The organism is Marinobacter sp. S6332 (assembly GCF_023016045.1).
GTDB lineage: Bacteria > Pseudomonadota > Gammaproteobacteria > Pseudomonadales > Oleiphilaceae > Marinobacter.
The window spans coordinates 168,814-182,044 of record NZ_JALKAP010000006.1; the positions used below are offsets into that span (position 1 = coordinate 168,814).

The 13,231-nt window shown below is 54.8% G+C and carries 11 protein-coding genes; all 11 read right to left on the reverse strand.

From position 1 onward, the window contains the following. Window positions 1–4 precede the first annotated feature (4 nt). The 11 genes from MWU62_RS10815 to MWU62_RS10865 all read right to left on the reverse strand — a co-directional run bounded on the left by MWU62_RS10815 (window position 5) and on the right by MWU62_RS10865 (window position 13,189). A complete protein-coding gene (locus tag MWU62_RS10815; protein ID WP_247114842.1) occupies window positions 5–1,111 on the reverse strand; it encodes a polyamine ABC transporter substrate-binding protein in 1,107 nt (368 codons plus the stop codon). A gap of 316 nt (window positions 1,112–1,427) precedes the next feature. Beyond that, complete coding sequence (locus tag MWU62_RS10820) at window positions 1,428–1,658, reverse strand: hexameric tyrosine-coordinated heme protein (RefSeq protein WP_247114843.1); 231 nt, start codon at window positions 1,656–1,658, stop codon at window positions 1,428–1,430. Window positions 1,659–1,745: 87 nt separating this feature from the next. Next, on the reverse strand, window positions 1,746–3,371 hold the full coding sequence (locus MWU62_RS10825) for an NAD(P)/FAD-dependent oxidoreductase (protein WP_247114844.1): 1,626 nt from the start codon (window positions 3,369–3,371) through the stop codon (window positions 1,746–1,748). A gap of 4 nt (window positions 3,372–3,375) precedes the next feature. Beyond that, window positions 3,376–3,990 carry a TetR/AcrR family transcriptional regulator gene (locus tag MWU62_RS10830; protein WP_247114845.1) on the reverse strand — a complete coding sequence of 205 codons (615 nt, stop codon included), beginning with the start codon at window positions 3,988–3,990 and terminating at the stop codon, window positions 3,376–3,378. 154 nt (window positions 3,991–4,144) lie between these two features. Continuing rightward, window positions 4,145–5,830 carry an AMP-binding protein gene (locus MWU62_RS10835; RefSeq protein ID WP_247114846.1) on the reverse strand — a complete coding sequence of 562 codons (1,686 nt, stop codon included), beginning with the start codon at window positions 5,828–5,830 and terminating at the stop codon, window positions 4,145–4,147. Between the two features lie 50 nt (window positions 5,831–5,880). Continuing rightward, on the reverse strand, window positions 5,881–6,459 hold the full coding sequence (locus MWU62_RS10840) for a peroxidase-related enzyme (RefSeq protein ID WP_247114847.1): 579 nt from the start codon (window positions 6,457–6,459) through the stop codon (window positions 5,881–5,883). Between the two features lie 9 nt (window positions 6,460–6,468). Continuing rightward, a complete protein-coding gene (locus MWU62_RS10845) occupies window positions 6,469–7,368 on the reverse strand; it encodes a hydroxymethylglutaryl-CoA lyase (RefSeq protein ID WP_247114848.1) in 900 nt (299 codons plus the stop codon). After that, window positions 7,368–9,383, reverse strand: coding sequence for an acetyl/propionyl/methylcrotonyl-CoA carboxylase subunit alpha (locus MWU62_RS10850; protein WP_247114849.1), 2,016 nt, complete (start codon window positions 9,381–9,383; stop codon window positions 7,368–7,370). Before MWU62_RS10850 ends, MWU62_RS10845 begins: the two co-directional genes overlap by 1 nt. A gap of 2 nt (window positions 9,384–9,385) precedes the next feature. After that, window positions 9,386–10,192: an enoyl-CoA hydratase-related protein gene (locus MWU62_RS10855; protein WP_200364868.1), complete on the reverse strand. Its 807-nt coding sequence runs from the start codon at window positions 10,190–10,192 to the stop codon at window positions 9,386–9,388. Between the two features lie 15 nt (window positions 10,193–10,207). Then, window positions 10,208–11,815, reverse strand: coding sequence for a carboxyl transferase domain-containing protein (locus tag MWU62_RS10860; RefSeq protein WP_247114850.1), 1,608 nt, complete (start codon window positions 11,813–11,815; stop codon window positions 10,208–10,210). Window positions 11,816–12,022: 207 nt separating this feature from the next. Then, window positions 12,023–13,189 carry an isovaleryl-CoA dehydrogenase gene (locus MWU62_RS10865; protein WP_216008548.1) on the reverse strand — a complete coding sequence of 389 codons (1,167 nt, stop codon included), beginning with the start codon at window positions 13,187–13,189 and terminating at the stop codon, window positions 12,023–12,025. Window positions 13,190–13,231: the final 42 nt, after the last annotated feature.

Consider the following 13,231-nt stretch of genomic DNA (forward strand, 5'->3'; position numbering starts at 1 on the left):
GCCCTTAACGCCCGGACTTAACGCTGGTCCAGGTGCGGGTCATCAGGCGCTGTGTGTCCTGAGGCCGACCTTCCATGATGTAGAGCTTTTTCATCACATCATCCGTAGGGTAAATGCTGGTGTCGTTAAGGATTTCTGCATCCACAAATTCATCGGCTGCCTTGCTCGGGTTGGCGTACCACACATAGTTGGTCACCTCAGCGATGATCTCTGGCTTCATAAGAAAGTTGACCAGCTTGTGGGCATTCTCAACATTGGGCGCGCCAGCGGGGATGGTCATCATATCGAACCACAGCACCGCGCCCTCTTTTGGAATGGTGTAGCGGATTTCGTTGCCGTTTTTGGCTTCCTCGGCACGAGCAGCCGCCTGCAGAATGTCGCCGGAATAGCCGGCAGCCACGCACAGGTCGCCATTAGCCAGGTCGCCAATGTATCGGGACGAGTGGAAGTAGGTAATGTTCGGCCGCACGGCCTTGATCACGTCGCCACCCTTTTTGATGTCTTCGGCGTTGTTGCTGTTCGGGTTCAAGCCTGCGTAGGCCATAGCAGCCCGCACCATTTCTTCACCGGAATCCAGCATGGCAATGCCGCAGCCGCCTTTGGCCAGCTTGGCCGTTACTTCAGGATCAAATACCAGCGCCCAAGAATCTGTGGGTGCTGTGTCGCCCAGGATTTTCTGGATGCGGCCAGCGTTGTAGCCATAGCCGTTGGTTCCCCAAAGATAGGGAATGGAGAACTGGCTGCCCGGGTCCACTTTTTCCAGTTGGGCCATCAGATCCGGATTCAGATTGGCCATGTTCGGCAGTTTGTCGTGATCCAGAGCCACAAAAGCCTTGGCAGAGATCTGCTTGGCAACGTAGTGGTTTGAAGGTACGACCAGGTCGTAGCCAGAGCGGCCAGACAGCAGCGCGGCTTCAAGAACCTCGTTACTGTCGTAAACGTCGTAAACGACCTTTATACCGGTTTCTTTGGTGAACTTTGTCAGGGTGTTCTCGGCAACGTAGTCAGACCAGTTATACACACGCACTTCTTCTGCGGCGATTGTAGAAGAGGCACACAGAGACAACGCAACGGAGGCGGCCAGCGCCTGTGGCTTACACAACTTGAACATTGGATAACGTCCCTCACTGAAAAGGGATGGATACAAAGCGTGCAGGACGCACGCGGTGTTGTGCAGGTCTGCTGAGGGAAGGCCGCGGGTGCGACTCCTTTGAGGCTTGTCCTGAAAAACGGCGGTGGGGCTATGGTTTATGGCACCGACCGAATTCGCGGGATATTTAACACGAGAATGCGTGGCGCGCTACAAATATCTTGCTGGAGTGTGCGGGGGTTGTACCTATGAGGATTTATCGGCATCAAGAACTACTCCCACGGTGCCGGCGTTTACAGCTCTCGGGCACCGTGAAAGAGTGCTTGAATGGCAGATGTCATCCACGCCAATAGTTGTTGGCCGCCGCTACCGTCTGAAAGTTAACGGCGATGACGTGCGAGGCGGCGGTTAGCCCATCCGCAGAATTTGCGTATTCGGGCCTCAGCTTTTTGAGGGTATCCATATCCGGCTGGGTGTATTTCACACCGCGACGGCTAAGGGTAATGGCAAGCTCATAGCCTTGCTGCGGAGTATCGGTAATCAACGAGGGTAGCCAAGTATCAGTCATTTTAAATGCCTTTTTGTTTGGGTTCGCCGAAAGAGTAGCAGACGACACGCGGTTTTGCGCATCGTCTATATCAAGGCAAGCTCTTTGTTAGCCTACAAACATTTTCTTGGCAAGCGGGATGCCTTTCAGACCGCTCACGGCAACGGTTGTCAGCAAACCACCTAGCATGGCGCCTACTACTCCGGCGGTCATGATGTCCTGGCCGGTGAGGTACAGGCCGGGTATGCGGGTCTTGGGCTTTAGCCAGTCCTGCTCGAAGCGGTCGGGAGTATGGTCCAGGCCATAGATTTCACCTTCGCTGTAGCGGCAGAAATAGTCTGTGGACAGGGGCGTGGATAGCTCGTAGTAATCCACTTTGCCTTCCAGATGCGGGAACTTCTCATAGAGCTTCGCAAGCAGGCGCTGGGCATACTCTTCCTTCTTGGCTTCATAGTCGTCACCGCGCTTGCCCCAAGGCTTGTCGGCCCACTCCTCGTACCACTTGAAGGGGCCGGGTGCCACAATCTCAATGGTGGCGCGACCAGGGTAGCGCTCCAGAAAGCTGGGGTCTTTCGCCGAGGGGAACGAAATATAGGTTAGCGAAATATCGCTGTTATCCGGATCTTCCTCGAAGTCTTTCACATGTTTTTCGTAGTCTGTGCCGGGGTAAATCCAGTAGTTGGTTTTCGGCAGGCCTAAATTCTCTGCAGTATCTTCCAGGCCGATGTACAGGCAGTTACTGGCCATGGAGCGCTTAACGGTTTTCAGTTTGTCCTGATAGTAGCCCCATTCAGGCGCGTCTTTTGGCAGCAGCTTGTTGAAGGTGTTGAATACGCCAGCGTTGCTGATGACCAGTGGCGAGCGAATCTCTGCACCGTCGGCCATGCGAACGCCCACGGCTTTGCCTTTCTCGATGAGAATCTCGGTCACATCAGCGTAGGTAAAGACTTCGCCGCCGCTTTGCTGAACCACCGGGATAATAGTCTTGGCCATTTCAGAGGCGCCACCAATTGGGTAGTAGCCGCCGTGCAGGTAATGGCGGGCGATGAGTGAGTGGACAATGAAGCTGGATTGGGCTGGTGGCAGGCCGTTGTCGCCCCACTGGCCGGTAAGCACGGCAATCAGCTCCTGATTGCTGGTGATGCCTCCAAGCACTTCGCGGGTAGGCTTGTTAAGGAACTCTGGCGCCTTACGTTTCGCAAGCATGCTTAGTGGTCCAAGAGCCAGACTTGGCAATACTTTGCTCAGAACAACCGCCGGCATGGCCTTGGACACCTGACGCAGATACCCCAGATAGGTATCGATGGCCTTTTCTTCTTCCGGGAAAGCTTTCACCAGCTCGGCACGGAATTCCTCGGGGCCAGCAATCAGATCCACATGCTTCTCACCGATGTAGATACGGTCGTAGTTGGCGTCCATTGGCGCCCATTTCAACTGACCGTCCGTGATGTGGTCGAACAGCCGCTTGCCCATGGTGTGGTCTGCACCCATGTCGCCGATATAGTGAACACCTACGTCCCACTCGTAACCGTTCCGGTCATAGCTGTGGGTGAAGCCGCCGGCGGTGTAGTGCTGTTCAAGAACGAGCACCTTTTTGCCCATCTTGCTCATGCAAGCAGCTGCGGTCAGGCCGCCGATGCCGGAGCCAATGATGATGGCATCGTAGGGGCCGTCCAGACGTTTTTCACGATAACGTTTGCCAACGCGGAGGGTGCTGGGTTTTGGGCTGCTCATGGTATTAGTCCTGTTGTGATTGTTGTTGCTTGTTCGACCGGGATCCATCCAGCAGCAAGCTGAGTACGCCTTCGGTCAACATGGGTTCGGCTTTTGCGCCGGGCAAATGGCCATCGATGGTGAGCTGCGACAGCCCGTGCACCAGAGACCAGGCGGCGGCTGTCATCAGCGAAACAGGTGAGGGCTTGAGGTAGCCCAGATCGCGGGCACGGGCCACGGTGTTTTCCAGAATCTGAAACGCCCCTTTGCCTGCTGCATCCAAACGCGGATGCGCGCCCTTGGGTAACACCCGACCTCCGAACATTAAGCGGTATAGGTTGGGTTCTTCCTGAGCAAAGGCTACGTACACTAGCCCAATCTCGATCAATGCCTCGCGCGGTGCTTCCTGATTCACCGCTTGCAAGCGATCACGCAGGGATTCGAACCCGCCAATGGCGAGCTCGGCCAATAGTGTTTCGCGGTCTGAGAAGTGCCGATACAGTGCTGGAGCGCTAACGCCGAGTTGCTTGGCCAGAGCCCGTAAGCTGAGGGCCGTATCCCCGTGGGTTCTGAGCGTGTCGAGGGCCAACAAGTGAGCTTGAAGCTGGAGGTCCCCGTGATGGTAGGCCGGTTTTGTCATGAGTTATTTGAACTGGGTTAATGTTATCGGTGGTAACAATGTTAACTTCGATAACATCATGAAATCGAGCGGTAGTCAAACAGATTTTCTAAGGCCAAAAAAAGCCCCGGTGGCCAGTTAAGGCAAACCGGGGCTTGCGTGTGCTTTAGGCTGTTTACCTCAGCCCCATCTCCTCAATGGAGATTTCACGCATTTTAAACTTCTGGATCTTGCCCGTTACCGTCATGGGGAACTCATCCACGAATTTGTAATTCCGTGGGATTTTGAAGTGGGCAATCTTGCCTTTGCAGAAAGCCATCAGGCCATCGGCATCTACCGGCTCTGCATCGGGTCGCAGTTTTACCCAAGCAATCAGTTCCTCACCGTATTTGTCATCGGGTATGCCGGTTACTTGCACTTCCTCGATGGAGGGATGGGTGTAGAGGAATTCCTCGACTTCTTTCGGGTAGATGTTTTCGCCACCGCGAATCACCATGTCCTTGATGCGGCCAACGATCTGGATATAGCCTTCATCGTCCATGGTGGCTAGGTCGCCCGTATGCATCCAGCCAGAGGCGTCGATGGCTTCTCGGGTTTTCTCTTCGTTGTTCCAGTACTTCAGCATTACGCTGTAGCCGCGGGTGCATAGCTCGCCAATCTCGCCACGAGGTAATACGTTACCCGTACCTGGGTCAACAATTTTGGTTTCCAGATGCGGTTGGGTGCGGCCCACGGTAGTGACCTGTTTCTCGAAAGGGTCGAGTGAGCTGGTCTGGGTGGACACCGGGCTGGTTTCAGTCATGCCATAGGCGATCTGAACCTCTTTCATGTTCATCTTGCCATTGACCTTCTTCATCACTTCCGCCGGGCAGATGGACCCTGCCATGATGCCGGTGCGCAAGGTTGAAAGATCGTAGGAATCAAACTCGGGCTCGGCTAGTTCTGCTATGAACATGGTAGGCACGCCGTAGAGTGCCGTAGCCCTCTCCTGATGCACCGCCTGCAGTACCGCTTTGGGCTCAAAGCCTTCACCCGGATAGATCATAGTTGAGCCATGGGTTATACAGCCCAGATTGCCCATCACCATGCCGAAGCAGTGGTAAAGAGGCACGGGGATAACCAGTCGGTCCTTATCGGTTAGAATCTGGCTTTCACCCACAAAGAATCCGTTGTTCAGGATGTTGTGGTGGGTGAGGGTGGCGCCTTTGGGGTTGCCAGTGGTGCCGGATGTGAACTGTATATTGATGGGGTCGTCGAACTGGAGCTGACTCTGAACTTTATCGACTTCTTCTTGGCTTACGTCGTTGGCAAAGCCGGTAAATTCATTCCAGCTCCACATGCCCGCATGCTTTTCTGTGTCCAGATTGATGACCGCACGCAGGTCTGAAACCCTCTGGGCTTTGAGCTTGCCCGGAGTGCTGGCTTTCAGCTCGGGCGCCAGATCGTACAGTGTTTTCCGGTAATCAGAGGCTTTAAAGCTGTCTGCGGTTACCAGCACGCTGATGCCCGCCAGGTTTAAGGCGTATTCCAGTTCGTGTAGGCCGTAAGCAGGGTTGATGTTGACCAGAATGGCACCCACTTTTGCGGTTGCAAACTGGGTAACGGTCCACTCGTAACGGTTGGGTGCCCATATACCTACGCGGTCGCCGCGCTTAACGCCAATGGCGAGAAAGGCCCGGGCCGCTTCGTTTACCTTGGCAAGGAACTCTTTGTAGGTCCAGCGTATGTCTTGATGCAAGCACACAAGGGCTTCGGTGTCAGGGTATTTAGCGGCGGTACGGTCAAGCATTTCGCCAATGGTCATGCCCAGAAGCGGTGTGTTGGAGGTGCCGCTGCTGTAGCTTGGAAGAGTCTGGTTCATGTTTGCCTCCATTTGTTTTTGTGGTCGAGGTCTGGGAGTTATGGTGCCGGTTAACGGCTCTGTTTGTGATATTCCGGGTTCGGTCGCATGTCACTGGCAATCGCCACGCGGTTCGACATGTTGTAAAAGCCGATTACGTTGCTAAGGTCCCAGATTCCGCGGTCACTAAAGCCTGCATCCCGCAGTGCCTGTACTTCGTCTTCAGCCACCGTTGCTGGAGAACGTGTAAGGTGGGATGCAAAATCCAGCATGGCGCGCTGGCGCTTATCGAGTTTCGCTGAGCGGTAATTCATCACCAGATGTTCGCCAAGGGCGGGGTCGCCGCTCAAAACTCTTACTGCTGCGCCATGGGCTACGAGGCAGTAAAAGCACTTGTTTTCGGATGAAACCACGACCGCAACCATTTCCCTTTCGAGTTTGCTCAGCTCGCTTTCACCCATCATCAGTTCGTTATAGAACCGTGTGAAACCGTCTAGCTGGTTCAGGTTTTGGCTGAACGCGGTGAGCACATTGGGAACCATGCCCAGCTTTTCCTGACATATTTCAAAATACTTACGGACATCATCAGGTAGATCGTTCATGTCCGGGATTGGGAGGTCTAGAGCGACAACGTCTTTTTTATTAGTCATGTCAGATCCTTAGGGTTGTAGAGCCTGGCCCACTTTTGAGCCGTTATGACGGTTGAGCTGGCTGCTGATCCAATCACCTGTAGCCACTAATTTATTCAAATCTACACCTGTGCCGATACCAAGTCCCTCAAGCATATAGAGCACATCTTCGGTGGCGACGTTGCCGGAGGCGCCTTTGGCGTAAGGGCAGCCGCCAAGGCCTGCAACTGAGGCATCAAGAACTGCCACACCTTCTTCAAGCACTGCATAAAGGTTGGCCAATGCCTGTCCGTAGGTGTCGTGGAAGTGTGCAGCCAAGCGTTCAACGGGCACCTGTTTTACCACTGCTTCCAGCATACGCTTTGCTTTCAGTGGAGTACCTACACCAATGGTATCGCCCAGCGAAATCTCATAGCAGCCCATGTCGGCTAACGCTTTGGCAACGTTTGCTACTTGTTCAGGCGCAATTTCCCCTTCATAGGGACAGCCAAGCACGGTTGATACATAACCTCTAACTGGAATCTTGTGCTTATTTGCGGCTTCCATCACTGGTAGGAAGCGCTCAAGACTCTCAGCGATAGAGCAGTTGATGTTCTTCTGGCTAAAGGATTCAGAGGCTGCACCGAATACCGCTACTTCATCCACGCCTGCTGCCAGGGCATTCTCGAAGCCTCTGAGGTTGGGAGTCAAAACCGAATAGCGCACACCGGCTTTACGTTTGATACCTGCCATTACGTCAGCGGCATCACCCATTTGTGGCACCCATTTGGGTGACACAAAGCTGGCGGACTCAATATGGTTGAGGCCGCAATCAGCAAGCCGTTCGATCAGTTGGGTTTTGATGCCTGTGGCGATCACCGGCCCCGATTCGTTTTGCAAACCGTCCCGGGGGCTCATTTCAACCAGCCGCGCCTGTTTTGGAAAGGCCATCAGCCTGCCTCCTCATCGCTCTGCTCAGCGTTCGTTTCTGCAACCTCGATGGCAATTAGCTCTGCGCCTTCAGAAACCTGCTCACCTTCATTGAAGAAAACTTCGCTTACAACGCCGTCTGCCGGAGCCTTGATAGCGTGCTCCATTTTCATAGCTTCCATGATGACAAGCGTTTGGCCAGCGGTGACCTTGTCGCCTACTTTTGCCTGAACCGCCACGATTGCGCCGTTCATAGGTGCAGTAAGGCCGCCTTCGGGTGCCATATCATCGGACACGTAGCTTTCCCGATAGAGGGTGCACTGGAAGGTGTCGCCTTCGTAAAAGAGTACGAGCTGATTGTTGTGCAGGTTGCCGTGGATGCTGATGCGATGGCCATTGATGACGGCTTGCAGTGAATCGTCATCAAGCTTGGCGGTGAGGTTATAAACGCTACTATCTACAGATACTTGATAGTGGTCGTCTTTCTCCAGAACTTTCAGCTCATGTATGTTATCGCCCACTTGCAGTTGCAGGGGTTGAGCGTATTCCGAGTTCACACGCCAGCTGTTACGGCGACCGAACGGCGACCAGGGATCGGTGCTCACAGAGTCGGCGGATTTGCGCTCTTCCAACACAAAACCTGCTGCTAGAACCAGTGCTTTGTGGGTGTCGAGTTTTGATTTCGGGAAGAGCAATTCCCGGTGGCTGTCGATAAAACCGGTTGTAAGATCTGCTTCCCGGAATGGCTGGGAGTCGGCCAGCGCGTGCAGGAACCGAATATTGGTTTTAACACCTGCAATCCGGTAATGCTCAAGCGCCTGAACCATGCGGTTGATGGCTTGATCTCGGGTTTCGTCCCACACAATCAATTTGGCGATCATCGGGTCGTAGTGGATGCTGATTTCATCGCCTTCGATAACGCCGGTGTCCACCCGCACATGGGCACTTTCGTCGGGCGTGCTCAGGTAGCGCAGATTACCAGTGGCCGGGAGGAAATCTTGATCCGGGTCTTCGGCATAAATTCGGGCTTCCAGGGCATGGCCGCGGGTTTTGACCTGAGCCTGCTCTAGTGGCAAGGGTTCACCCCAGGCGACTTTTAACTGCCATTCCACTAAATCCTGCCCTGTCACCATTTCGGTCACCGGGTGCTCAACTTGTAGGCGGGTGTTCATTTCCATAAAGAAGAACGAGCCGTCCACATCGTAAAGAAACTCTACGGTGCCAGCGCCTACATAATCGATGGCTTGTGCCGCTTTAACAGCCGCTTCCCCCATGGCTTTGCGGGTGTCTTCGCTTAGCCCGGGTGCCGGTGCTTCTTCCAGAACTTTTTGGTGGCGGCGCTGAACCGAGCAGTCACGTTCGGCCAGATATACGCCATTGCCGCTTTGGTCGCAGAACACTTGAATCTCAACGTGGCGCGGCTGGGTCAGATAGCGCTCTATGAGCATATCCGGGTTGCCGAAGGCATTCTTGGCTTCGCGTTTAGCGGCGGCGAGGGCGTCATCAAACTCGCCTATGTTCTCAACCACGCGCATGCCTTTACCACCGCCACCGGCAACGGCTTTTAGCAGTAGCGGGAAGCCGCATTTTTCTGCTTCGGCACGAAGGGTTTCCGGGGTTTGGTCGTCGCCGTGATAACCGGGCACCAGAGGTACACCGGCTTTTTCCATAATGGCCTTGGCGGCGGATTTGGAACCCATTGCCGCAATGGCGGAAGAGGGCGGTCCGATAAAGACGATGCCATTGGCTTCGCAGGCTTCGGCAAACCCGGTGTTTTCCGAGAGAAACCCGTAGCCTGGGTGGATAGCCTGAGCACCACTGCGTTTGGCGATTTCGATGATTTTTTCACCGCGCAGATAACTTTCCGAGCTAGGAGCCGGGCCGATATGGAAGGCTTCGTCTGCCATGGCGACATGGTGGGCGTTGGCGTCTGCATCGGAATAAACGGCGACACAGCGGATACCCATGCGGTGTGCTGTTTGGATAATCCGGCAGGCGATTTCGCCGCGGTTGGCAATGAGGATTTTGCTGAACATGGTTAGTTGCTCTCCGGAATCCAGTTGGCGCGGCGTTTGTTCAGGAAGGCGCTTAGACCCTCCTGACCTTCTTTGCCTACGCGGATATCAGCGATGCGATGTGCGGTGTCGTCAATCACGTTGCTATCAATAGGTTTGTGGCTGACGGCAAATACCAAGCTCTTGGCGGCCTTCATGGCTTCGGGGCCATTCTGGGCTAATTGTGTCAGCATTTCGTCACATCGGGCGTTCATGGCATCAACATCGTCACAGACAATATGCACAAGGCCGTGTTGCTCGGCGGTTCGGGCGCTAAAGACTTCCGCTGAAATGAAGTAGCGACGGGCCTGACGCTCGCCAATGGCGCGCACCACGTAGGGACTTATCACAGCCGGGATCAAGCCAAGTTTTACCTCACTCAAGCAAAAGCTGGATGTTTCTGTAGCAATAACTATGTCGCAACATGCTGCAAGGCCGACGGCACCGCCGTAGGCAGCCCCCTGAACAAGCCCGATGACGGGTTTGCTGAGGTGGTTCAAACAGTCCATCAGGCGCGCTAGTTGGCGTGAATCTTCTAGGTTTTCTTGCTGGCTGTTGTCTGCCATACGGCGCATCCAGCCCAGATCTGCGCCCGCTGAGAAGTGTTTGCCTTCGGAACGTAGGACCACCACTTTGGTCTCACTATCGGCGTCTACTTCTGTTATCGCACTGATAAGCTGTTGGATAATCAGGTCATCAAAGGCGTTGCGTTTGTCTGGCCGGTTCAGAACAATTTCTGTTACGCCTTGAGCGCGGCGGTTGAGTAGAACGGCGGATTCCTGTTCTGTCATGATCATTCTCCCCGATTACATCCGGAACACGCCGAAGCGTGTGGGCTTCGCCGGCCGGTTAAGGGTGGCAGAGAGACTGAGGGCAACCACTTCCCGGGTTTGTGCCGGGTCGATTACGCCGTCATCCCACAGGCGGGCGCTGGCATAATAAGGGTGGCCTTGCTCTTCGTAGGTATCGGTGATCGGCTTTTTGAACGCGGCCTCTTCTTCGGCGCTCCACTCTTGGCCTTTACGCTCCATGCCATCACGGCGAACCTGAGCCAGTACGCCTGCGGCCTGTTCGCCACCCATTACGGATATGCGAGCATTTGGCCACATCCACAGGAAGTCGGGGCTGTAGGCGCGGCCACACATGCCGTAGTTGCCAGCGCCATAGCTGCCACCGATCAGTACGGTGATTTTGGGTACGTTGGCGCAAGCAACGGCCATGACCATTTTGGCGCCGTGCTTGGCGATGCCTTCGGCTTCGTACTTTTGGCCGACCATAAAGCCGGTTATGTTTTGCAGGAACAGCAGCGGGATATTGCGCTGGCAGCAGAGTTCGATGAAGTGCGCGCCTTTTTGTGCAGACTCGCTGAACAATATGCCGTTGTTAGCGATGATGCCGACCGGGTAGCCATGAATGTGGGCAAAGCCGGTGACTAGAGTTTGGCCATAGTAGCGTTTGAATTCGTCAAACTCGGAGCCGTCTACGGTGCGTGCAATCACGTCGCGCACGTCGAAGGGCTTGCGCAGGTCGGTGCCGACAATGCCGTAGATTTCTGCAGGGTCGTAAAGGGGCGCTTTTGGCTTGCGGATTTCAACCGGTACCGGTTTTTTGCGATTCAGGTTGGAGACGCAGCGGCGGGCTATTTCCAGCGCGTGGGCATCGTTTTCGGCGTAATGGTCTGCAACGCCAGAAATTTTGCAGTGTACGTCGGCTCCACCGAGGTCTTCTGCGGTAACGACTTCACCGGTGGCAGCTTTTACCAGCGGTGGGCCAGCCAGGAAGATGGTGCCTTGGTTGCGTACGATGATGGACTCATCGGCCATGGCGGGTACATAGGCTCCACCAGCCGTACACAGGCCCATTACGACGGCGATTTGCGGTATGTCGTCGGCGGACATGCGGGCTTGGTTGTAGAAGATGCGGCCAAAGTGGTCACGATCGGGGAATACTTCGTCTTGCCTTGGTAGGTTGGCACCGCCAGAGTCTACTAGGTAGATGCAGGGCAGGCGGTTTTCCAGGGCAATTTCTTGGGCGCGCAGATGTTTTTTGACGGTCAGTGGGTAGTAGCTGCCGCCTTTAACTGTGGCGTCGTTGGCGATGATCATGCATTCGGTGCCGGAGACGCGGCCTACGCCTGCGATAACGCCTGCTGCGGGGACTTCTTCACCGTAGACGTTGTAGGCGGCAAATTGGCCTATTTCGAGGAAGGGGGAACCGTCGTCTAGTAGGTGGTTAATTCGATCTCTTGGCAGGAGTTTGCCGCGGGCGATGTGGCGTTCCTGATAGGAGGGACCGCCACCTTGTTGGATGGTGGCGACTTTTTCCCGCAGGTCTGCGACGGCTTCTGCCATGGCGGTTTGCTTGGCCTGAAACTCTTCAGATCTTGGGTTTATTTTGCTTTGGAGTATTGTCATGGTTTCCTGACCTGGTTGCGTCGGGACTTCGGGGTTGGCGGGGTGTCTTTCCGGGAAGCGCTACGAGCACATCCATGTGGGCTTGTCTGTGGCCATCCTTGGCCACAGACATTCCCGGAAAGACACCCCGCCAACCCCTTGATGTACCTTGGTGTTGGCCATCCAAAGCAAATTTGCTTTGGCGGGTGACTGGATAGAAACGACTGTTTAGTTGTTCAGGAACAGTTCCCGACCGATCAGCATGCGCCGAATTTCGGATGTGCCCGCGCCGATTTCATAAAGCTTGGCATCCCGCAGCAATCGGCCTGTGGGGTATTCATTGATGTAACCGTTGCCGCCCAGTAGCTGGATGGCGTCGAGGGCCAGTTTTGTGGCCATTTCGGCTGAGTAGAGAATTGCGCCGGCGGAGTCTTTGCGCGTGGTTTCGCCGCGGTCGGCAGACTGAGCCACCATGTAAACGTAGGACTTGGCGGTGTTCATGAAGGTGTACATGTCGGCAATTTTGCCCTGAACCAGTTGGAATTCGCCGATGGCTTTTTCGAACTGTTTGCGCTCGCGAACGTAGGGGATTACAACGTCCATGGCTGCCTGCATAATGCCTAGCGGGCCGCCTGCTAGTACGAGGCGTTCATAGTCTAGGCCGCTCATGAGTACTTTTGCGCCTTTGCCTACTTCGCCCAGTACGTTTTCTTTGGGCACTTTGCAGTCTTGGAAGACCAGTTCGCAGGTGTTGGAGCCGCGCATGCCGAGTTTGTCGAGTTTCTGGTGTCGACTGAAGCCTTCGTAGTCGCGTTCTACGATGAAGGCGGTGACGCCCTTTGAGCCAGCTTTTACGTCGGTTTTTGCGTAGATGACGTACACGTGGGCGTCGGGGCCGTTGGTGATCCACATTTTGTTGCCGTTCAGCACGTAGTGGTCGCCGGCGTCTTTAGCGTTGAGTTTCATGGAGATAACGTCGGAGCCGGCGTTGGGCTCAGACATTGCCAATGCGCCAATGTGGTCGCCGCTGACGAGTTTGGGTAGGTATTTTTGTTTTTGCTCTTCGGTTCCGTTTCTATGTATCTGGTTTACGCATAGGTTGGAGTGGGCGCCGTAAGACAGGCCAACGGAGGCTGATGCGCGGCTGATTTCTTCCACGGCAATCACGTGTGCGAGGTAACCCATGCCTGAGCCGCCATAAGCTTCATCCACCGTAATACCCAGAAGGCCCATGTCACCGAATTTTTTCCAGAGATCCATGGGGAACTCGTTGGTGCGGTCGATTTCTTCGGCGCGGGGGGCGATTTCAGATGCAGCGAATCCGTTGATTTGCTCGCGCAGCATGTCGAGTGTTTCGCCAAGGCCGAAGTTGAGTTCTGAGTATTGTGATTTCATGTTTGATTGCCTTTTGTTCTGCCAGATGCGTGGTTGGAAATA